At 64.0% G+C, this 20,626-nt stretch carries 20 protein-coding genes and 2 riboswitches; of the genes, 10 read left to right on the top strand and 10 right to left on the bottom strand.

Annotated elements, in window-relative coordinates:
- Nucleotides 1-88: 88 nt before the first annotated feature.
- A complete protein-coding gene (locus RI444_RS04565; RefSeq protein WP_069696174.1) occupies nt 89-1,129 on the top strand; it encodes a ribonuclease HI family protein in 1,041 nt (346 codons plus the stop codon).
- Nucleotides 1,130-1,334: 205 nt separating this feature from the next.
- Here RI444_RS04565 and RI444_RS04570 read toward each other — a convergent pair whose 3' ends face one another.
- The 4 genes from RI444_RS04570 to RI444_RS04585 form a co-directional block, all read right to left on the bottom strand.
- Nucleotides 1,335-1,625: a WXG100 family type VII secretion target gene (locus tag RI444_RS04570; RefSeq protein ID WP_021473671.1), complete on the bottom strand. Its 291-nt coding sequence runs from the start codon at nt 1,623-1,625 to the stop codon at nt 1,335-1,337.
- A gap of 105 nt (nt 1,626-1,730) precedes the next feature.
- On the bottom strand, nt 1,731-3,176 hold the full coding sequence (locus RI444_RS04575; RefSeq protein ID WP_021473670.1) for a sensor histidine kinase: 1,446 nt from the start codon (nt 3,174-3,176) through the stop codon (nt 1,731-1,733).
- Nucleotides 3,177-3,178: 2 nt separating this feature from the next.
- The gene (locus RI444_RS04580) at nt 3,179-3,889 is read right to left on the bottom strand and encodes a response regulator transcription factor (protein ID WP_021473669.1); all 711 of its coding nucleotides are present in this window, start codon (nt 3,887-3,889) and stop codon (nt 3,179-3,181) included.
- A gap of 85 nt (nt 3,890-3,974) precedes the next feature.
- Entirely contained in the window at nt 3,975-4,604 is a 630-nt protein-coding gene (locus tag RI444_RS04585) for a LysE/ArgO family amino acid transporter (RefSeq protein ID WP_021473668.1), read from the bottom strand.
- A 68-nt stretch (nt 4,605-4,672) separates the two neighbouring features.
- Here RI444_RS04585 and RI444_RS04590 point away from each other — a divergent pair, with 68 nt between their 5' ends.
- Nucleotides 4,673-5,584 carry a LysR family transcriptional regulator ArgP gene (locus RI444_RS04590; protein WP_207605055.1) on the top strand — a complete coding sequence of 304 codons (912 nt, stop codon included), beginning with the start codon at nt 4,673-4,675 and terminating at the stop codon, nt 5,582-5,584.
- 79 nt (nt 5,585-5,663) lie between these two features.
- Nucleotides 5,664-5,888 (top strand): hypothetical protein, encoded by a 225-nt coding sequence (locus RI444_RS04595; protein ID WP_021473666.1) that lies wholly within the window; start codon nt 5,664-5,666, stop codon nt 5,886-5,888.
- 9 nt (nt 5,889-5,897) lie between these two features.
- Here RI444_RS04595 and RI444_RS04600 read toward each other — a convergent pair whose 3' ends face one another.
- The 5 genes from RI444_RS04600 to RI444_RS04620 form a co-directional block, all read right to left on the bottom strand.
- Nucleotides 5,898-8,012, bottom strand: coding sequence for a multicopper oxidase family protein (locus tag RI444_RS04600; protein ID WP_207605054.1), 2,115 nt, complete (start codon nt 8,010-8,012; stop codon nt 5,898-5,900).
- A gap of 12 nt (nt 8,013-8,024) precedes the next feature.
- Entirely contained in the window at nt 8,025-8,498 is a 474-nt protein-coding gene (locus RI444_RS04605; RefSeq protein ID WP_021473664.1) for a hypothetical protein, read from the bottom strand.
- Nucleotides 8,499-8,726: 228 nt separating this feature from the next.
- Nucleotides 8,727-10,391, bottom strand: a complete 1,665-nt coding sequence (locus RI444_RS04610) for a DNA repair helicase XPB (RefSeq protein ID WP_069696172.1) — start codon at nt 10,389-10,391, stop codon at nt 8,727-8,729.
- A 48-nt stretch (nt 10,392-10,439) separates the two neighbouring features.
- Nucleotides 10,440-12,905: a helicase-associated domain-containing protein gene (locus RI444_RS04615; RefSeq protein ID WP_021473662.1), complete on the bottom strand. Its 2,466-nt coding sequence runs from the start codon at nt 12,903-12,905 to the stop codon at nt 10,440-10,442.
- Between the two features lie 51 nt (nt 12,906-12,956).
- On the bottom strand, nt 12,957-13,172 hold the full coding sequence (locus tag RI444_RS04620; RefSeq protein ID WP_021473661.1) for a hypothetical protein: 216 nt from the start codon (nt 13,170-13,172) through the stop codon (nt 12,957-12,959).
- 193 nt (nt 13,173-13,365) lie between these two features.
- Between RI444_RS04620 and RI444_RS04625 the strand changes: the two genes are divergently transcribed.
- On the top strand, nt 13,366-13,749 hold the full coding sequence (locus RI444_RS04625; RefSeq protein ID WP_021473660.1) for a cold-shock protein: 384 nt from the start codon (nt 13,366-13,368) through the stop codon (nt 13,747-13,749).
- A gap of 9 nt (nt 13,750-13,758) precedes the next feature.
- A complete protein-coding gene (locus tag RI444_RS04630) occupies nt 13,759-14,409 on the top strand; it encodes a DUF3027 domain-containing protein (RefSeq protein WP_062095406.1) in 651 nt (216 codons plus the stop codon).
- 72 nt (nt 14,410-14,481) lie between these two features.
- Here RI444_RS04630 and serC read toward each other — a convergent pair whose 3' ends face one another.
- Complete coding sequence (gene serC, locus RI444_RS04635; protein ID WP_021473658.1) at nt 14,482-15,612, bottom strand: phosphoserine transaminase; 1,131 nt, start codon at nt 15,610-15,612, stop codon at nt 14,482-14,484.
- 337 nt (nt 15,613-15,949) lie between these two features.
- Between serC and RI444_RS04640 the strand changes: the two genes are divergently transcribed.
- The 5 genes from RI444_RS04640 to RI444_RS04660 all read left to right on the top strand — a co-directional run bounded on the left by RI444_RS04640 (nt 15,950) and on the right by RI444_RS04660 (nt 20,612).
- Nucleotides 15,950-16,645 carry a metal-dependent transcriptional regulator gene (locus tag RI444_RS04640; RefSeq protein WP_128397201.1) on the top strand — a complete coding sequence of 232 codons (696 nt, stop codon included), beginning with the start codon at nt 15,950-15,952 and terminating at the stop codon, nt 16,643-16,645.
- 229 nt (nt 16,646-16,874) lie between these two features.
- Nucleotides 16,875-17,118, top strand: a riboswitch (cyclic di-AMP (ydaO/yuaA leader).
- 4 nt (nt 17,119-17,122) lie between these two features.
- Entirely contained in the window at nt 17,123-17,953 is an 831-nt protein-coding gene (locus RI444_RS04645) for a M23 family metallopeptidase (RefSeq protein WP_031216905.1), read from the top strand.
- A gap of 139 nt (nt 17,954-18,092) precedes the next feature.
- Nucleotides 18,093-18,259, top strand: a riboswitch (cyclic di-AMP (ydaO/yuaA leader).
- A gap of 4 nt (nt 18,260-18,263) precedes the next feature.
- Entirely contained in the window at nt 18,264-19,007 is a 744-nt protein-coding gene (locus tag RI444_RS04650; protein ID WP_052474162.1) for a C40 family peptidase, read from the top strand.
- A 94-nt stretch (nt 19,008-19,101) separates the two neighbouring features.
- Nucleotides 19,102-19,890, top strand: a complete 789-nt coding sequence (locus tag RI444_RS04655; RefSeq protein WP_031216903.1) for an NlpC/P60 family protein — start codon at nt 19,102-19,104, stop codon at nt 19,888-19,890.
- A gap of 221 nt (nt 19,891-20,111) precedes the next feature.
- A complete protein-coding gene (locus RI444_RS04660) occupies nt 20,112-20,612 on the top strand; it encodes an HNH endonuclease (protein WP_062095412.1) in 501 nt (166 codons plus the stop codon).
- Nucleotides 20,613-20,626 lie beyond the last annotated feature (14 nt).

Here is a 20,626-nt window from a genome sequence, read left to right on the forward strand (position 1 = left end):
AAATTGCGGCGAGTTGGCAGGGTTCCCGCGGTCACGATGGAGGAGTGACGCGGCTTCAGTGTCTGTGAGGTCTGGCAGGATTGATTGCATGACGATTATTGCTGCCGCCGATGGTTCTGCCCTCGGTAATCCCGGGCCGGCCGGATGGGCCTGGTATGTTGACGACTCCTGTTGGCGCGCCGGTGGATGGCCCCACGGAACCAACAACATGGGCGAACTGATGGCGGTGCTGGACCTCTTCCGTTCCACCGCCCACATTCCGCACGAAGAGCTGCGGATTCTCTGCGACAGCCAATATGTCATCAACTGCATCACCAAGTGGATGCCGGGGTGGAAGCGCAAGGGTTGGCGCAAGGCCGACGGTAAGCCCGTGTTGAATGTCGATCTCCTCAAGGACATCGATCGCGCGATCGCAGGGCGCAAGTACACCTTTGAATGGGTCAAGGGCCATGCAGGCCATGAGCTCAACGAGGCCGCGGACGAACGCGCCAGGGCCGTTGCAACCGCCTATCAGCAAGGCGTGGCAGCGCCCACCGGCCCCGGTTTCTCCGGAGCCTCCGGAGCAGCTGCCGAGCCTGTCCCTGTGCACGCGGCACCAGCCGCCGCATCGGACGCAGCTCCAGCTTCAGCCCCGGCCGCCAAGGCGCCTGCCCCCTCCAGCCCCCTGCCTGCCTCGAAGCTGGATCGGGCTCCACGGCTGCATTCGGAGCCCACTTTGTTCGGTGAATCCGGTATTTTCGGCCAAGCGGACCTGTTCAGTGAGCTGGAAGATGCCGCCGCCCCGGAGCTGACACCGGAAGAACTGGTCGTGGCACTGGAACGGGAGCTCCTTCGCCCTGATGTGCGTGCTGACATCGGGCGGATAGGCGTCCTGCTTCATCCGGACTTCGCGGAGATCGGCCAGTCCGGCAGGTTCTGGACCCGCGACGCGATGATGGTGGCACTGGAGGAAGATCCCGGCGAGCACGTGGAACTGGAACTGCTCAGCGCGGACCGTCTGAGTGAAAACACGATCCTGCTCAACTACAGGAGCCTCGCGCACTCGGGTTCGGCGCTCCGAAGCTCGGTCTGGCTGTTGGAACGCGGACAGTGGAGGCTCCGCTTCCATCAGGGGACGCCGGAGAGCTGAGCGGTACCGTTGCTGGCTGCGAACCCTGAAGATATTCCGGCGGAACCTGCGGGGGGCAACCGGAGGGGAACAGGCGGCGAGAAGCAGACTGTGGAAAGTAACTTGGGGGAAGTAGCCTGCGGGACCGGCCGAAAGGGGGACATCGGCCGGCCCCGCAGGGGTCATGTCCCGGATAACGGCTCCGGGCACAGTGGAAGGAGCGCTCCTAGTAGGCGAAGCGCTGGGTATTGCCCTGTTCCACCTCGGCATAGCTGGTTGCCGCCGAAGCCAAGGCCACGTTGATGGATGCGAGGGATGCCTCCACCTTGCCCTGGGTCAACGCCCACTCAAGGACGAGTGCGTGGAAGTTGCTGGCAGCCGAACCGCGCCACGTGGCTTGCAGCTCTTCAAGGCCCATCTTCATGGCCTGAACGTCGGCGCTGATCCTGTCCACGGTGGTCTTGACGTTGGACGCCTTGAGTTGCAGCAGTTCGGTGTCTACGGAGATGACACTCATGGATAAAGCCTTTCGACGAGGTTGTTCCGCGGTTTGCGGTGGGTGCGTGGGCCACAAGACAAGAGCCTATGAACTACCCCCAACGCGTGGAACAGCACGTCGCCGCTATGTGGATAACGCCTCGGCCGGTTCCTCGTGGAGTGGAAGGCTGACCACCAGTGTTGCGCCGCCGCCGTCGGTATCCTGCACCCGCACGGAACCGCCGTGGCTGCCAACAATTGCCGCCACAATGGCCAGCCCCAGGCCGCTGCCGCCGGTTTCCCGGGTCCGGGAAGTGTCCGCCCGATAGAAGCGTTCAAAGACCTTGTTGGCCTCGTCATCGGGAATCCCGGGCCCGTGGTCGCGGATCTCGATCACGGACATCCTGCCCTCGGGAACGTCCCGGACCCCTACCGCGAGTTCAATGGGGCTGCCTTCCGGGGTGTAGCGCAATGCATTGCCGACGAGGTTGCCAATCACCTGGCGGAGTTTGGCTTCGTCCCCTTGAACGGGAGCAGCAGCGGGGGAGGCGCCGTCCAATCCCACCAGCTTGATGGTCCTGTTGCCGGACGACGCCTTGGTGTCCACCACGGCGTCGTTGGCCAGCAACTGCAGGTCGACGGGCTTGAGGTTGAGCGGCCGTTGTTCGTCCAGCCTTGCCAGCATGAGAAGGTCCTCCACCATTGAACCCATGCGTTTGGCTTCGCTTTCGATCCTGCCCATGGCGGTTGCCACGTCTTCTGGCGAAGTGAGGGCCCCATGGCGATAGAGCTCTGAGAAGCCGCGGATGGTAACCAGCGGCGTGCGCAGCTCATGGGAAGCGTCGGCCGCGAACCGGCGCATCCGTGCTTCGGAAGCTGCCCGTGCCGCGAACGAGGCCTCGATATGGGCCAGCATGGCATTGAGGGAGCCGCCCAGCCGGCCGACTTCGGTATGGATGTTGTCGATCTCCACGCGGCGGGACAGGTCCCCGGCCGCAATCGCAGCGGCCGTCTTCTCCACCTTGGCCAGGGGCCGGAAGGAACGGGCCACAGTCCAGGTGGCAATGAAGAACGCCAGCACCAGGGTCAGCAGCCCCACACCGACCACCACCAGGACGGCATGTTCCATGACTTTGTCCACGGGTGCTAGCGGAAGGCCGATGATGACCACGCCGTTCTTGCCGTTGGCGGTCACGCCTACGGCCACCACCCGCCAGTTGTTGCCTGCGGTGCCGTTGACTTGGAACGGTGTGTTCCCGCGGGCCTTCGCCTCAGCCGGGGTGATGCTGGAAATGGCCGGACGGTCGTCGGGGCTGCCACCAAATTGGTAGGGCGCAATTCCGGGTACATACAGCGTCAGCGAGTAGTCCGTTGGGACCGCGGGGTTGTATTCGGAGAGCTTGTCAAAGGACTGCTGGTCCAGGGCAAGGGCGACGGCGGCCTTGAGTTTGTCGTCCACCTGGCCTTGGAGATAACTCTTGACGAGCGTCAACGTGCCTGCCCCGGTGGCCGCGAGGGCCAGTAGGAGGAGTCCCATGATGATGGCAACGAGTTGCGACCTCAGGGACGCTGTTTTCCAGCGTTGCAGCAAGGTCAGCGCTTCTCTGCCGTCCGCAGCACGTAGCCCACGCCGCGCTTGGTCTGGATGAGGGCCGGGGCGTCGGGGTCGATGTCTACCTTCCGGCGAAGGTAGGAGATGTACGACTCAACGATTGAGGCATCACCGTTGAAGTCGTACTCCCACACGTGGTCCAAAATCTGGGCTTTGGAGAGGACGCGGTTGGGGTTGAGCATCAGGTAGCGCAGCAGCTTGAATTCCGTGGGGGACAGCTCTATCACCGTGCCGCCGCGCCGGACTTCGTGGGCGTCGTCATCGAGTTCAAGGTCGTCGACGCGGATAACGGCGTCGTCGTCTTCAAGCGGCTGGGTGCGGCGGAGGACAGCCCGGATGCGCGCGACCACTTCGTCCAGGCTGAAGGGCTTGGTGACGTAGTCGTCGCCGCCGACGGTCAGTCCGGTGACCTTGTCCTCGGTGTCATCCTTGGCCGTGAGGAAAAGGACCGGGAAGTGCTTGCCCGCTGCGCGGAGGCGTCGGGTTACGGTGAAGCCGTCCATGTCCGGGAGCATGACGTCCAATACGGCGAGGTCAGGGGCATGGGTGTCCGCAGCAGCAAGCGCTTCGCGACCATTGGACGCTGCAACGACCTCGAAACCTGCGAAACGCAGCGACGTGGAGAGAAGCTCACGGATGTTGGGTTCGTCGTCAACAACAAGGAGCTTGGCTTCGGGGCCGTTCTTTTTCATGCATCCATGATGCCCCCGGATTCTGGGAGTTATCTGAATGCTTTATGGGAGCGGACTGCGTGCAAGGTGGTGCCGGGCAGGGCTCCTAGCTCCCCAGCGCGAGTCCCGCTCCCAAAGCCACCATGGTGACGGCGATGCCGCCGTCGAGCAGTTGCCAGGAGCGGGGGCGGGAGAAGAATCCCTTCAGGAACCGGGCGCCGAACCCCAGCGACGCGAACCAGAGAATGCTGCCCAGAATGGCTCCCGCCCCGAACCACCACTCTTGCCCGGAACCTTGGGCGCTGGCAATGGAGCCCAGGAGCGCGATGTCCAGGTACACGTGGGGATTGAGCCATGTCAGTGCCAGCACTGTGGTTATGGCGGCGGCGAGGCTTCTCTTTCCGGATTTTGGAGAACTGCCCTCAGCTGTCAGGGACTGCGGGTTCAGCGCCCGCCGTGCCGCCATGATGCCGTACGTGACGAGGAACGCTGCGCCCACGTAGCGAAGGATGACGACGGCGGTGGGTGCCGCCGCGATCAAGGCGCCGGTACCGAGGATCCCGGCGGCAATGAGAACGGCGTCCGAGAGTGCGCAGATGGTGACGATAGCGGCGACGTGTTCTCCGCGGATACCCTGCCTCAGCACGAAGGCATTCTGTGCCCCGATGGCAACGATGAGGGCAAGGCCGGTGGCGAGGCCGAGGCCCGCCGCGTTGATGGTGTCAGGAAAATTCACTCCTCCAACGTATGGGCGGAGCTCGACTAAGAACAGCTAAAGATTCTTCACTGGATTAAGCTCTGCTTATGAAATTTCCCTCGGAGCAGTTGTCGACGTTCGCCGCAGTCCTTTCCGAAGGCACGCTGGAAGCAGCCGCCAGGACGCTTCACATCACCCCCTCCGCGGTCTCCCAGCGGTTGAAGGCCCTGGAGCAGACCGCCGGGCGGGTGCTGCTGCAGAGAAGCAACCCGGCCCAACCGACGGAGGCAGGGGAGGTTGTGCTTCGGCTTGCCCGCCAGGTGGCGCAACTGGAGGCTGATGCCGGAGCGGAACTGGGCTTGGGGGCAAGTGGTCCGCGCTTGGCCATACCGATTGTGGTGAATGCCGATTCCCTGGGTGTCTGGTTCCTGCAGGCCCTGACACAGGTAGCTGCCGAGGTTGACGTCACCTTCGACCTCCACCGCGACGATGAGCAGCACTCCGCCTCCTTCCTGCGCTCGGGGAAGGTGATGGCGGCTGTGACAGCAACACCGGATCCCGTGCAGGGTTGTCGGGTGGAGCCGCTGGGTGTCATGCGTTATTTGGCGGTCTCTGAACCGGCCTTTGCTGCCCGATGGTTCTCCGACGGCGTCGACCCCGGGAAACTTAACACGGCACCCACTGTGGATTTCGACCGGAAAGACACCTATCAATGGGCCTTTGTGCAGTCGTTGGCCAGTACGCCGGCCGGTGAATCGATTGACGTCAAAGGGCCCCGGCATTACGTTCCATCCAGCCACGACTTTGGAAATGCCATCCGCTTGGGCCTTGGCTGGGGCCTTATCCCGGAGATCCAATGCCAACAGGACATCAAGGACGGCACACTGGTGGAGCTTGCCCCGGGACGGCCCCTCGATGTGGCGCTCTACTGGCAGCGGTGGAAAACCGCCTCCCACGTGCTGGACGTGGTGAGCGACACCGTTCGAACCGTAGCAGCGCAGTTCCTCAGGCAGCCCTGACAAGCCGCAGGACAGTGTTGTTTTGGAACACGCCGTCGATGCTTCCAAAAATGTCGGTGCCCCATTCCACACTTGAAACATGGCAAAGAAAACAGCACCAGTCAGCAACGCCGCACACCCGGTGGAAGTTCAGTACGAATACCACGTGAGCTACTTTGACTCGGAAGTTGGCCGGGTCCAGGTAGAGGAGTTCGAGGACCTGCAGGCAGCCGAGCGCTTCGCTTCCATCCAACTCCGCTCGGAAGATTGCTGGGCCGTAGTGGAGCGCGTCGACATTCAGGCCTACATCCACCTCGCCGCCTGAGGAGCGTGCCTACTCCGGCCGGTTGTGGGCATGCCCTCCGTGGACGAACGGTGAGGACACCCCCTCGTACTGCATGAGCATCATCATCCCTTCGGCGGCATGGTCCAGGTTGTGGCAGTGATCCATCCAGATCCCCGGATTGTTGGCCACCAGCAGGACTTCCCAGACCTCTCCGCCCTGGATATCAACGGTGTCCAGGACCAAGGGTGATCCGCTCGGTGCCACTCCGTTCCGGCTGAGTACCAGGACATGATGACCGTGCGGGTGCATCGGGTGCGGTTCGGCGGTGCGGTTGATGATGGTTACCTTCACGACGTCCCCCTCCGCGACCTGCATGGAGGGCACCAACGGATAGGCCGCGCCGTTCACCGTGAAGGCATAGCGGGGGACCCCGTCCACAAACCGGAATTGCCGGTCCAACACGATTACTTCCTCACGGTCGGACGTCGGAGTATCAACCCTTCCTGGCACGGGTTCGCCATAGCCCAACAGATCAAGGACGGGAGTGGTCGCAAAAATTCCAGGAGTGGCCTTCTCCGGGTTGCTCCCCGCTGAAGGGCTGCTTCCGCCGGAAGCGGCACCCGACACCTCACCCGACACCTCACCCGAAACTTCGCCGGGACCCCCGGGGTTGATGACCACCGCGGCGTCAGCGGCAGCATCCATCCGAATGGTCACAGGAGTCCCGGGCATGGCAAAGGTCAGGTCATACCGGCCGCCGGCGCCGAGACGGAGCAGCTTTCCTGACACTTCGCCCGGCTTGTTGACTTCGGTTCCATCGACGGCGGCCACTGTGAACGCCGTTCCTTGCACGAGGTAGCGCTGTGGCAAGGAGTCGGTATTGATCAACCGCACGCGAACCAGCGAGCCCGGCTTCGCCCTATACACACTGCTACGGTCTGAGGAGCCCAGCATCCCCAAACCGCCGAGGTCGTGCCCGGCCACCACGATGTCTGCGTCACTACGGACCATGGCGGGATCGTGCACGACGAATACGCCGTAGAGCCCCTTGCGGACTCCTTCGGCTGAATCCTGATGGGTGTGGTACCAGTACGTACCTGCTTGCGCCGCGGCAAACCTGTACGTCATGGACTGGCCGGGCAGGACAGCGTCCTGGGTGGCGCCTGCCACTCCGTCCATGGCGTTCGGCACGTCATAGCCGTGCCAGTGCAGCGTCACCCCGGCCTGCACGTCACGGTTGTTCAGTACTACTTCCACTACTTCGCCCAGTTGGGCTTCCAGCGTAGGTCCCGGCAGGCTGCCGAACGTCCAGGCTTCCGTTGTCCGCCCCGACGGCAGCGTTACCTGTTCAACCCTCGCCGTGAGTTCATAACGCCGGACGGTGGCATTCGCAGGCATGTCGCCCAGTAAGGCAGTCACCGGCGTCGTGGCTGACACCGGAACCGGACCGCCGGCGTCGTGATGTCCGACGGCGGTGATGATCCCGGTGCCGTCCGCGGCACGGCTGCCCAGCCACGTGAAAACGCCGGCTCCCAGGGCCGTGCATGCCATCAGGCCGGCCAGCGCCGTGGCTGCCGTTGCACGCCTGCCGCCACGAGCCGGGCCCAGTGCGCTAACAGCGTGTCGCGGGAAGAGCGCCATTTTGGCCAGCACAACCACCCCTGCGACGAGGAAGAGCAGGATCACCAGGGTCCAGAGTGCGGGGAAGGGTCCCAGGACGAACATCAGGGCGAGGGAACCCACAGCGCCGGCGCCGGCTGCCACCATGGCCAGGACGGCGGCTTCACGCCCCGGGAGGGGTGCCGGCACCTGTGAGTCGTCGTTGGGGGAAAGGTGTGCGCCGGTGTTCCGCCTCCTCAGCAAGAACGGAACACCGGCCATCGCGGCCCAAGCCGCGGGGATGGCGGTCAGCGGCAAGCTGATGGTTATGCGTTCGCTGGCAAACCACCAACTGCCCGCCGCCAAGGCAGGGAGTAAAGCGTAGCGGGCTGCCGTTGCCACCAGGGCGACGGCAGTCGTGAGGAGCGCCAAACCGGTCTTGCGAGGCTTGGCATGGTCTTCACTGGCTGTTGACGTCCACGTCATCCAAACTGCCGCGGCCCAGGCACCGGCAGCAAGGACCGCCAGCACCAGGTCCACAGCCAACAGCTGTGAAGTGTTCAAGACAGCAGGTGGTCAGGCCGAAGCGGGAGACGTGGGCGCGTCGGAGGAGGTGTCCTTGGGTGGCAGCGGTTGCGGGTTGAGGGCAGCAGCCCGTGCCCGGCTGAACAGCCAGTAGGACATGAAGATGATCAGCAGCCCGGTGATGGGATGGATCGATGCCACCCACGAGCCGGACGGAGTGATGAAATCCTCGGATGAGCCAGTCAGCATGCCGCCAATGATGAAGATGAACAACTGGACCCAGGTCATCAGGAAAATTCCGGCGGCAAGCCAGATGGTTCGGGAACCCATACGGGCGATCGCGGCCACAATAGCGGCGAGGAGCGCGCCGTAGCGGAGGACGTACTGGCCGTTCAGGACGTGGTAAACACCCGCTTCGCGTTGGGCTTCGATGGTGTTTTGGAAGTGGAAGTAGCCGGCAAAAAACAACTGGGCAAGTGATGAAAGCAGAACGATGGCCGCAAGGACCATGAGGGTCTTACGCATTGGGGATCCTGACAGGAACTTCACAGATTCAGTAAAGGCCTTCAAGCCATCGGCACCCTTGGCTGCGGGCTACCCCCACTGCCGATGACTGGCCGCCAGGCTGCCTGGACCAAGGGCAGCTTTTAAGGGCGGAGAGCTTCACTTGGAATCGTAAAATTGCTGGAGATAAATAGCAAGGGTGCGGGGGTTATTCGCCCCAACGGCTCCCGGCCCCCGGCCCCCCAAAGGTTACTGGCCCTGTTCTGTCCCGACGTCCTTTCCGACGTCCTTGGCGTCCATGATGCGGTAGGCATAACCCTGCTCGGCCAGGAACCGTTGCCGTTTGGCGGCGAAGTCCTGGTCGAGCGTGTCGCGGGCAACCAGCGAGTAGAAGCGTGCGGCCCGGCCGTCCTGCTTGGGCCGCAAGAGCCGGCCCAGGCGTTGCGCCTCCTCCTGCCGGGAGCCGAAGGAACCGGAAACCTGGATCGCGACGGAGGCTTCCGGGAGGTCGATGGAGAAATTCGCCACCTTGGACACCACCAAAGTTTGGAGCTCGCCCTTCCGGAAGGCATCAAAGAGTTTCTGGCGGGCCTTGACGCTGGTTTCGCCCTTGATCAGGGGAGCGTCCAGCCTTTCGGAAATCTCATCCAGCTGGTCGATGTACTGTCCAATGACCAGTAGCTGCTCGCCTTTATGTGCCTCCACGAGCTGTTCCACCAAGGCGGTCTTAGTCTCCGATGTGGCGCACAACCGGTACTTGTCAGCGTCCTCGGCCATCGCGTAGGCCACGCGCTCGTCCCGGGGCAGGTCCACCCGGACCTCCACGCAATCGGCGGGGGCAATGTAGCCCTGGGCTTCGATGTCCTTCCAGGGAGCGTCGTAGCGTTTGGGGCCGATAAGGCTGAAGACCTCGCCCTCGCGACCGTCTTCACGGACCAGGGTGGCGGTCAGGCCGAGTCGCCGCCGGGCTTGCAGGTCGGCAGTCATGCGGAAGATCGGGGCGGGCAGCAGGTGGACTTCGTCATAGATGATCAGTCCCCAGTCATGGCCGTCGACAAGTTCAAGATGGGGGTACAGCCCGCCGCGTTTGGTGGTGAGCACCTGGTAGGTGGCAATGGTGACGGGCCGGACCTCCTTGACGGCACCTGAATACTCGCCGATCTCGTCCTCGGTCAGGGAGGTCCGTTTGAGGAGTTCGTCCTTCCACTGGCGGGCCGAGACGGTGTTGGTCACCAGGATCAGCGTGGTGGTCGAGGAGGTGGCCATGGCCGCTGCCCCCACCAGCGTCTTGCCGGCGCCGCAGGGAAGCACGACGACGCCGCTGCCGCCGGCCCAGAAGTTCTCCGTGGCCACCTTCTGGTACGGGCGCAGCTGCCAGTCTGTCTCGTCCAGCATGATCAGGTGCGGCTGGCCATCCACATAGCCGGCCAGGTCCTCGGCCGGCCAGCCCAGCTTGAGGAGCAACTGCTTCAGCTGCCCGCGCTGGGAGGAATGCACCACCACGGTCTCGCCGTCGATCCTCGGGCCCAACAACGGCGCAATCTTCTTGGCGCGGATGACCTCCTCCAGCACCGGGTAGTCGTCCGTGCGCATCACCAGACCGTGCTGCGGGTCTTTTTCCAGGCGCAGGCGGCCATAGCGGGACATGGTTTCTTCAATGTCGATCAGCAGCGCGTGGGGTACGGGAAAGCGGGAGTACTTCAACAGGGTGTCCAGCACCTGTTCGGCGTCCAGTCCTGCGGCCCGTGCATTCCAGAGGCCCAGGGGGGTGAGCCGGTAACTGTGCATGTGCTCCGGTGCGCGTTCGAGTTCTGCGAAGGCAGCGATGGCGTGCCGTGCTTCGGTAGCCAACTCGTGGTCGACTTCCAACAGGATGGTTTTATCGCTTTGAACGATCAGCGGACCGTCGGTCACTCTTTATTCCTATCTTGCGCGCCTCCGCGGGCCCGCCGTTTGCTGCAGCTAGGGGTGCCGGTCACCGGCTGGCTCCACATCGATGATCCTGTGGATGGACAGTACCCGTTCGGTGTCCTTCGCGGGATCGAAAACCCGCACCCGGCCACCCGATACGGAGACTGGAACAACGGTTTCCGTATTTGAATTCCCCAGGCTGTCCACCACGTTCATGGTGACTGCCTGCTTCATCCGGATTGCTTTCTGCAGGGTCTCCAGGCCCAGCTGGGTTGATGCCTCGCCCGTCCCGTCACCCGGGACGCTGCGGTGCTGCCGCAGAATCGCCAGTTGAGCCTCGACGTCGTCGTCCGGCGGAGCCGTCCGCGGCGCTGTATAAACCGGTCGGGCGCTGCCGGATACGGCGGTGGTCCGCTTCAGGCGTACGACGGCGGGTTCGGCGTCCTGCACGGCAGGTGATAGTCCCAGCTCGCGCAGGACCCTGGCGGTTTCCCGCGGGCTGGCCGAGGAGGTCAGGACAGTCGGGGCGAGGCGTACCAGGCTCAGGGCCGACGTCCGGGCTTCCAGCAACAGTTCGGAGATGGCCGATTCGTCGTCGCTCTGGATGAAGCTCGCGCTCGAACTGATCCGCAACCGGCCGTGCCGGGACGCGGTGTCCTGTATGAGGTAGGATAGCGGCTGGGGCACCTCGGTGGCCGAGTGCTCCCGAAGGAACGCCAGCAGCGATTCCGCATCCTCTCCGGCGTCGAGCGCCCTCCGGATGGAGGAGGGGGAGAAACGGTAGATCGACGCCGGCCCTTGCCCTTCGGCGTCGGACATCCGGAGCAGCCTCTCACTGAGCTCAGGCGCCAAATATCCGGGAGCCACGGCTGTCAGGTCAGCCTGCAACAGGATGTGGTTCACCGCAGCGGGCAAGTGTTCGCCAAGGATGGCCATGGCATGTTCGGGGCGGCCCGCCGCGATGGCCGAACCGAGCTGCGTGAACGCCCCCGAACCCATGAGGCCCAGGAGAGTAGCTTCCTCCAGGATGCCGCGCACCAGGGAACTGAACCGCCGGGCCATCCGGGGCTGCGCCCATTCCGCGCGTTGGAGGACCGCGCGGGCATCGAGCACCGGCGCCTTTCCATCCGGCGCTGCCGCCTCAGCGGTGAGTTCGTCCAGGATCTCCAGAAGCCTGCGCCGGACAACAGGGGCATCGGGACGCTGGGCTTCGGCGGACAATGCGTTGATGGTGCTGCCGGCCGCGCCGTGGTGGGAGCCCCCGGTGTTTCCTGCGATGGGCTGGCCCACCATGGACGGGGCGCGTTCGCTGGCCAGCCACGCATTCACCAACCACAACCACTGCTCCTGGCGGGGCAGGCCCGGCCATTCGAGCGCCGGGGACTGCACCCAGGTGGAGCTGTCCACATCCAGGCGCAACAGCCCGGACAGGGCGCACAACTCAAGCAGGACAGCCGTTTGGTGCACCCCGCACCGGATCGACTCGGCAAGCCGGCGCAGCTCGCGCACGCCCACGCCGCCGCTGCGAAGGGTGGCCAACGGTTGCTCCCGCACGACGAACAGCAGTTCATTGCACAGCCTGAGCGTCTCCGCGATGGCACCCATGGCCGCGTTGCGCCGCAGGGCGCCACTGGTGTGCCCCAGTTCCGGCACAGGAGGGGCCAGACTGAAGTCGTTCACAATGACGCCGCCACGCAGGGCGATGCCAACGCTGTGCGGCAGCTCAACGTGCCCGGCATCGAGGGGGACCAGCAGTCCGCGGGCCAGCAGCCAGTCGATCGGTCCGACGTCGGCACTTTCGTGCGTCACAGAAGCACGCCTTTGCGCCTGGGGTACGGCGCCCATGGCCCAGCTGCCGAACTTGTCCAGCAGGGCAGTGGTCCTCTCCGGAGCAGTGGCGAGGATGGCCCGAACGCCTTCGGGCGTGGAAGTCCATTTCTGCAGGGACAGCGCAGCATCCATCGGGGTGCTGGCCGGATGGATGTCAATGCCGCTGTGGTGCAGTTCGGACACAAGCTGGACCACGCGCTGGGCAAAGGCCGGCTGCAGCCTGACGAGTTCCGTGTAGCTGCGGCCCAAGCCCGCCGGGTAGATGCCGATGACATCCTTGAGGCTGCCCACGGGCAAATAGAAACGCTGCCGGGACCCTGCCGGCATGTGGGCAGATGCCGGCGGTTCCGCCCGATGGACCAGTGCCAGTTCCTGCAGCTTCGCGAGGATCGGTTCAAGCGCGGACAAGGTTGACCCGGCAATGACCTTCTTCAGGCCGGCAGCGGAGGCACTGTGTCCGGTGTCTGTGTTGGTACACAGATGGAGGGTTTCGAGGACCTGCATTTCCGGCTTGGTGAGTCGCTCCAAGGCCCGCTGGACACTGACCCGGGCGCTGGCCCTGGCCGCGAGTGCCGCAAAGTCCGGCGCCATGGGGGAGATGAGGTCCGGCCGCGCGGCAAACAAAGCCCGCAGCGAGGCATCGCTGCGCGCCTCGAGTTCCTTGCTGAGCGCTCGAATCAGGGACATCAGTTCAACGTTACCGCCAGCGGCACGCAGATGCCTGTCCCGCCGCAGCGGCTATTGGCGCCGGCGCTGGCGGGCTGCGTCCACCACCAGGAAAACGGCCATGATGAAGGCTATCGGCAGTCCGTAGAGTGCAGTCGAGGTAACCCATACGGGTGCGGCCCCGCCGTTGAAGGCAATGGCCATGACCGCTGCCACGGCAGCCAGCGAAACAAAGGCGACGACGGCGGCAGCAACAGTCAGGGGGCGGCGGTAACCCGGGGAAGTCATGCTCCAAAGGTATCCGGTTGCCGTGCGCTTCCGCTAAGCGCGAAGCGCCAAAGCTGGAATAGGGGGCCGGGCAGGATAACCTTGAAGGAGCAGACCCACACGGACCGGGCTGTCGCCCCTGATCCCGCAGGACCCTGTGGATGCGGCGCCGGCCTGACGTGTTTCCCACGCAAGAACGAAGAAGGTTGATTACGTGCCCACCGGCAAGGTCAAGTGGTATGACAAGGACAAAGGCTTCGGATTCCTCGCGGCCGAAGACGGCCAGGAAGTATTCCTGCCCAAGACGGCCCTGCCCGCGGGCGTAACCGAGCTTAAGGCGGGAACCCGGGTGGAGTTCGGCGTTGCCGACGGTCGCCGCGGGGCGCAGGCGTTGGGCCTGCGTATCCTGGACAAGACCCCCTCCATCGCCAAGGCCAAGCGTATGAACGCGCGGGACCTCGCGCCGCTCGTCCAGGACCTGGTCACTGTGCTGGACAACCTCTCCGGCACGTTGTCCTCCGGAAAGTACCCGGAAGGCAATAAGGCGAAGGCAATCGGTACGGCACTGCGCAAGGTTGCCGACGAGCTGGAAGCCTAAGGAACAGCCATGACTTCCGAATCCGCACAGGATACGCAGGCCGCCGGGAACGCATCTCATGCTGCCTCCGCTGCCGAGGCTCCTGCCAACGGGGAGACCCCTGCGAGCGGGGCCGGCCCGGCAGCCAAGGAAGTCCCCGCGCGGAAGGGTGCTGCGCCGAAGCCCCGCGCCGGAGTTCCGGTGTGGCGCACCGGTAAGCCGGACGCGTTCCTGGCTGCCGCCGTCCACGTGGCCCGGACAGCAGTGGAGGGTATCGCGAAGCCCGGCGAGGTAGGCGCCCACATCGGGGCCAAATCCGAGGGCGACCGCGTTGTCACCCACCTGTTCGAATCCAAGCTGCCCGGCTATGGCGGGTGGCAGTGGTACGCCGTGGTCACCCGGAACTCGCGTTCCAAGATTGTGACCGTGAGCGAGCTGGGATTGCTGCCCTCGGAGGACTCCATCCTCGCGCCCGAGTGGGTCCCGTGGGCCAAGCGGGTCCGGCCGGAAGACGAGACGCCATTGGTCGAGGAGACCGCCGGAGAAGTCCCGGAAGAAGCCGTGCAGGCGGAAGAAGCTGAAGCCGAGGCTTCCAGGAATGAACCGGCCGAAGACGCGGACGATGCCGACGCGGACGCCGAGGACGCCGTGCAGGAGCCTGCAGACTCCCCGGAAGCCTGATCCGCCAAGACTTTAAAAATAATCGGCGCCTGCAGGGAGCTTCTCCCGGCAGGCGCCGATTATTTGTGGGGGCTACTTCTTCAGCTCGCCCACCACGTAGTCAATGCTGGCGAGCAGGGCGGAGACGTCGTCCGGTTCGATCGCAACGAACGTCGCGATCCGCAGCTGGTTGCGGCCCAGCTTGCGGTAGGGCTCGGTGTCAACCACGCCGTTGGCGCGCAGCACCTTGGCGATGGCCGCGGCATCGATCGAATCGTCGAAGTCGATGGTGGCAATGACGTTGGACCGCTCTTCGGGGTTGGCAACAAAAGGGGTCGCGAATTCGGAGGACTCTGCCCACGAGTAGACGCGGCTGGCAGAATCTGCCGTGCGCTTGCTGGCGAAGTCAAGGCCGCCGTTGCTGTTGAGCCACTGGACCTGCGCATCCAGGGTCACCAGGGTGGAAAGCGAAGGCGTGTTGTATGTCTGGTTCAGCTTCGAGTTATCGATGGCGGTCTGCACGTCAAGGAAATCAGGAATCCAGCGGCCGCTTGCCTTGATGCGGGCAGCGCGTTCAAGCGCCGCGGGGGAGAAGAGGCCGAGCCACAGGCCGCCGTCGGATGCGAAGTTCTTCTGCGGTGCGAAGTAGTAGACGTCGGACTCAGCCACATCCACGTCAAGGCCACCAGCTGCGGAAGTAGCGTCCACCAGCACCAGGGAACCCTCATCGGCGCCGGCAACGCGCTTGACCGGCGCAGCCACACCGGTGGACGTCTCGTTCTGCGGCCACGCATATACATCCACGCCGGCTTCCGCAGCGGGAGCGGGGCGGGTCCCGGGCTCGGACTTGATGATGGAGGACTCGTCCAGGAACGGAGCCTTGTTGGTGGCGGCTGCAAACTTGGAGCCAAACTCGCCGAAGGACAGGTGCTGTGCCTTCTTTTCCACGAGGCCGAAAGCCGCGACATCCCAGAACGCCGTTGAGCCACCGACGCCGAGGACTACCTCGTACCCTTCAGGAGCACGGAAGAACTGGCTGAGGCCCTCACGAACGGAGCCTACGAGGTTCTTGACCGGTGCCTGGCGGTGGGAGGTGCCAAGGATGGTCTTCGATGCAGCGGACAGGGCTTCGATCTGCTCCGGGCGGACCTTGGACGGTCCGGCGCCGAACCTTCCGTCCTTGGGCAGCAGGTCGGCGGGAATGGTGATGCTGGTGTCGCTCACGCGTGGCTCCAATGTGTATCGGTCAAAGACGGGGAGGTGGCAGGTGGCATCAACTGCCCCTTCGACACCCCCAATTCTGCCTGAACAGGCGCGGGTGCGCGTACCCGGTGGTGTCATAGTCCGCCACGTGGAACGTGGTCGCGCGCGTTCCCGTCGTCAAGGGGGTGGAGGCAAGGTACCCGGAACCTTTGTGACCCTTCGAAAATTATCAAGAGTAATTCCAAATAAGCTAGGCTGGGGTACGCGTTCACAGGGTGGCGCAGGGGGACGTGCAGCCTCTACGGACGCGGTACGGTGGACATTACGCAAGAACTGCGTTCGAGGAGAGCTGAGCTGGATGACGGATCTGATCGATACCACTGAGATGTATCTTCGGACCATTTTGGAACTTGAAGAAGAAAACATCGTGGCTCTCCGCGCCCGCATCGCTGAGCGGTTGCGCCACTCCGGTCCTACGGTCTCCCAAACGATCGGACGCATGGAGCGCGACGGCCTGGTGGTGGTGTCCAATGACCGGCACCTGGAGCTCACGGAAGTTGGCCGCAAGCGCGCCACCGAAGTGATGCGCAAGCACCGCTTGGCTGAACGCCTCCTTGCCGACGTCATAGGCCTGGACTGGGCGTACGTCCATGACGAAGCGTGCCGCTGGGAGCACGTGATGAGCGAACGCGTGGAACGCAGGCTGTATGAACTGCTGGAGCATCCCACGCAATCCCCGTACGGGAACCCGATTCCCGGCCTGGAGGCCCTGGGCGGCCTCGCTGTCCAAGCTCCCTTCCGCCCGGACGTCAACCTCCTGCAGGCAATGGATGGTTATGCTGACGACTCCCGCGTTGTGGTGAGCCGGCTCGCCGAGCCCATCCAGGTCGAGCCCGAACTCCTGACCCAGCTGGACGAGGGCGGCATCCGTCCGGGTGCGGCCGTTTCCCTGGAGCGCGTGGGGGACTATATCTCCGTCCGGGTGCCGGGGATTGAAGGGGCCCTCGAGCTGCCGCCGGAAGTAGCTGCCCACGTATTCGTGGCAGTCGGCTAGCAAGCGAAAGGCCGGCCGGGTGCAGGCGTTCACTCCATGTGGGCGCCTTTGCCTTGCCATGGGCGTGGTTGATCTCACGTCACGCCGCCGCGCGGCGGTGTGACCTGCGGTTTCCGCGGATAGGTGATAAGGGGAGCGGGCAAAAAACGACCGCCCTGTAGATAACGAATTTATTACCGCGGGCCTTAATCCCCTATAGTTATCTACTAGCGCCGATATCAAAGCGTTACCTGATCTGGAGCCGAGCTCTGCCAGCAGATCAGGGGTGTTAAACATCTACTGGCAGAGGCGGGGGAACCACAATCGGCTGCCTAGAGAAGCAGCCTTGGGGTGAAGTCCGCAGCAGCAGTGCCTTACTTACGCAATTCCCTCCTGGGATACCTGTGTGCCGTGAGCGCTGCGTGCGGGCCGGGTCTTTGCACTCTCTGATCCGAATCCGACAGCTAACTTCGCAGGCTTTTGAGAGAGGAACAGAGTTTGACTTCGCAGAACGTCAGGGGCCGTCGACGCGCTACCGGCCCCGCTACTGAGCTGCGGCCAGCCCGCGTAGTATCGGAGATCCGGCCCCGCGACACCCAGCGTCAGGTGCGCCGCCGTAAGAGCCCGATGCGCCAGGTGGCCGATTTCGCAGCAGCCAGTGGTGTAGGGCAGAAGGCCGGCGTAGCACTCGCTGCTACCGGTCTTGCGCTCACTGTCGGCCTGCCTGCAACGAGTCCCGTCATGGCCACGTCCGAGTCCGGGCAGACTGAGGCCGCACTGGCTGTGGGCGGCGGGAGCCAGCCAGAGGTCTCCGCGGAAGCGTCCGCCAAGATCGACTTCAGCCGCGCCGCGGTGGCAACCAAGGCGGATCCCGACGGCAAGCTCAAGCAGTTGCTGAGCGCCCAGTCCGTGGGAAGCATCCAGGCCAGCTCCTCCAAGGGCACCATGGCCAGCCCGTTGGACACCCTCAGCACCGCATCACCGTTCGGCTACCGCATCAGCCCGCTGACAGGCGGCAGCGGCGATTTCCACCGCGGCCAGGACTTCGTGGCCCAGTGCGGCACGGCAGTCCACGCTGCTGCGGCGGGCAAGGTCACCTTTGCGGGTTGGCACGAATACGGTGGAGGCAACCGCGTGGTGGTGGACCATGGCAACGGCCTGGAAACCACCTACAACCACTTGTCGTCATTCAACGTCAAGGTCGGCGACACCGTGAATCGCGGAGACACCGTTGCCTTGAGCGGCACCACGGGCGCTTCCACCGGCTGCCACCTCCACTTCGAAGTCCAGGTCAACGGCGAAGTCGTCGACCCCATGGGCTGGCTCTAACCCGAGTTGATGGTCGTCTCTCGCATTCTTGACACGCCCCGTGATCTGAATGTGACATTTGCGTTCAACTGTTGTACCGTACAAAGCGCATCGGCTTTTTAGGGGGCCGATGCACTTGGGTGGATTGCCTAGCTCTGCCACCACTCAAGGTCCGTTCGCATAATTCGTCTGGCAGGGGCGGGGGAACCAATTTTGGTCTTCGAAAGAGGGCCTTGGGGTTAAGTCACAAACGCTTCCAACGGCGTGTGGCCGGATGACTCCCATCCGAATCCGACAGCTCACCTCGCAGGCATTGGGAGAGGCTACCTTCGTGTCATCACGCACTACTTCTGCGCGCCACCGCGCCCAGACGGTTACCCCGTTGAACACTCTTTCCAAGGCTGTTTCAGCGAATGCCGGAACCGTCGGCCGCCAGGCCGCAGTCCTTGCAGCAGCATCGGGCTTGGTCCTCAGCGTCGGCCTTCCTGCCCAGGCAGCGGATACTGACGTTTCCAAGGCTGAGTCCAGCGCACAGCAGCTGGTGACTACCGCCGTCGTCACGGCGGAACCAACCGCCACTGTTTCCTTTGAGAGCCCCGTTGTGGTTACCAAGGAAGCCCCCAAGATCCAGCGCGCTTCCCAGACCACGCAGCGCTCCCAGGCGAACGGCAACCAGAATGCCGGCCAGGGCGAGGGCGCAGTCACCGCCAAGTCCGCCGGCTCCAAGGATTCCGCGGCCAGCGCCGCGGCTTCGGGCCTCGCAGCAATCGCGTACACCGGCATCGGCCACCCGTACGTCTGGGGCGGCACCACCCCCAACGGTTGGGACTGCTCCGGCTTCACCCAGTGGGTTTACGCGCAGGCCGGCATCAGCATCCCCCGCGTCAATGCATGGACCGCCATGAAGCCCACCAGCACTCCCGCTCCCGGCGACCTCGTCATGCAGAACGGCGGTGCCCACGTTGGCATTTACGTCGGCAACGGCATGATGGTCAGCGCCCTGAACCCCAGCCAGGGCACGCTGCTTCACTCGGTAGCTTCTACCGGAACCTCCTCCTTCTTCACCCTGCGCTAAAAACCGTCCAGGTAAGCCAGCGCGCCCCCCGGGTGCTGGCCTGCCCATGACCCGCGTGCTTCCCAGCAGCACGCGGAAACGAAAAGAGATCATCATGACCAGTGCAAACAAGGTTGCGCGGCACCGGGCCGAGGCTCCCAAGACCAGCTCACTTGCCGTGATTGCAAAGGCAGTTTCGGTGAACGCCGGTGGCGTCGGCCGCCAGGCAGCCGTCATCGCCGCGGCTTCGGGCTTGGTCCTGACCAGTGGCGTTGCTGCCAATGCGGCGGATACCAATGTGGATCGCGAGTCCACCTCAACCACCTCCCTGGACATCCAGTCCGTCGTGCAGTCCACCATCGCCGCTGACTCCACCGTTGCCATCTCCTACGAGAGCCCGGTTGTCACCACGGTCGAGGCGCCCGCGCCCGTCGTGGAGAAAGCCCCGGCCAAGGCTGAAGCGAAGAGCTCCGCACAGGAAGCCACTGCCTCAGCTTCCAACGCTGCTGGCGGCGCAACCGTGGCAGTCAGCAACGCTGCACCGGCAGCAAAGGCTCCGGCTGCTTCCAGTGGCCTCGGTGCGGCCATTGCCGCTGCAGCCTACGCCCAGCTCGGCGTGACCCAGGACTGCACCATGTTGGTCACCAACTCCCTCGCAGCCGTGGGTATCAACTTCCATGACTGGCCTGCGGGTTACCTTTCCCTTGGACGTACGGTCAGCGCAGCGGAAGCCCAGCCGGGCGACCTCGCTTACTACGCCAACGGTGGTCTGGCCGGACAGGCCCACATCGCCGTCTACGTCGGCAACGGCATGGCAGTGCATGGCGGATGGAACGGATCCACCACTGCTCTGTTCAGCGTCAACGTCGGCTCGGGTCCGGTCTTCATCCGGGTCAACGGCTGATCGAACTTTGAGGAAATACCCCGCAGGTTTCACCTGCGGGGTATTTCCGTCTTAAGGGGCAGGACCGGGGCCTGTGGGCGACATCACAAGCTAATTCCACTGATAATTCGTTGATATGGCATATAAGTGCTTACTCTTATGGTGTCGATCCACAGCCCGTACATGCAGAGGGCAGCCGGCCCTCGTGCCCCTGGCGGGTGCGGCCGTTAAGAGGTACGTGCATGCGCACACTCGTTCTGAATGCTGGATATGAACCGCTGGCGGTAGTTACCTTCCGCCGGGCGCTGGTCCTTGTGCTCACCGGAAAAGCAAGCGTAGTGGCCGAAGGCGACGAACCTGTCGTCGGGCCGCAGGAGATTCTGGGACGCCCGTCCGTGATCCTCCTCAATCGCTACATCCGGCCGCGGTACAACAGGATTACGGCCGTCAGCCGGCGCGGAGTTCTCCGCCGCGACGGCCACCGCTGCGCCTACTGCGGTAAGACAGCCCACACCATAGACCACGTCCACCCCAAATCCAGGGGCGGCGCGGATTCCTGGGAAAACCTGGTTGCGGCGTGCTTGAAATGCAATAACGCCAAGAGCGACCACACGCCGGCAGAGATGGGTTGGAAACTCCGTTTCACACCCGGCGTCCCCTCCGGAACCATGTGGCAGATCAAAGAACTCGAGAAGCCTGCGCCGGACTGGGATCCGTTCCTCTTGCCGGAATCCGCTGCCTGATTGATGTGCGTCCG

The organism is Paenarthrobacter sp. AT5 (assembly GCF_032764245.1).
Lineage (GTDB): Bacteria > Actinomycetota > Actinomycetes > Actinomycetales > Micrococcaceae > Arthrobacter > Arthrobacter ureafaciens.

Excerpts from the sequence above, each read along its gene's own strand:
- RI444_RS04565 (WP_069696174.1), top strand. The coding sequence starts at position 89 with ATGACGATTATTGCTGCCGCCGATGGTTCTGCCCTCGGTAATCCCGGG.
- RI444_RS04570 (WP_021473671.1), bottom strand. The coding sequence starts at position 1,625 with ATGAGTGTCATCTCCGTAGACACCGAACTGCTGCAACTCAAGGCGTCC.
- RI444_RS04580 (WP_021473669.1), bottom strand. The coding sequence starts at position 3,889 with ATGAAAAAGAACGGCCCCGAAGCCAAGCTCCTTGTTGTTGACGACGAA.
- RI444_RS04590 (WP_207605055.1), top strand. The coding sequence starts at position 4,673 with ATGAAATTTCCCTCGGAGCAGTTGTCGACGTTCGCCGCAGTCCTTTCC.
- RI444_RS04595 (WP_021473666.1), top strand. The coding sequence starts at position 5,664 with ATGGCAAAGAAAACAGCACCAGTCAGCAACGCCGCACACCCGGTGGAA.
- RI444_RS04605 (WP_021473664.1), bottom strand. The coding sequence starts at position 8,498 with ATGCGTAAGACCCTCATGGTCCTTGCGGCCATCGTTCTGCTTTCATCA.
- RI444_RS04615 (WP_021473662.1), bottom strand. The coding sequence starts at position 12,905 with ATGTCCCTGATTCGAGCGCTCAGCAAGGAACTCGAGGCGCGCAGCGAT.
- RI444_RS04620 (WP_021473661.1), bottom strand. The coding sequence starts at position 13,172 with ATGACTTCCCCGGGTTACCGCCGCCCCCTGACTGTTGCTGCCGCCGTC.
- RI444_RS04630 (WP_062095406.1), top strand. The coding sequence starts at position 13,759 with ATGACTTCCGAATCCGCACAGGATACGCAGGCCGCCGGGAACGCATCT.
- RI444_RS04640 (WP_128397201.1), top strand. The coding sequence starts at position 15,950 with ATGACGGATCTGATCGATACCACTGAGATGTATCTTCGGACCATTTTG.
- RI444_RS04655 (WP_031216903.1), top strand. The coding sequence starts at position 19,102 with ATGACCAGTGCAAACAAGGTTGCGCGGCACCGGGCCGAGGCTCCCAAG.
- RI444_RS04660 (WP_062095412.1), top strand. The coding sequence starts at position 20,112 with ATGCGCACACTCGTTCTGAATGCTGGATATGAACCGCTGGCGGTAGTT.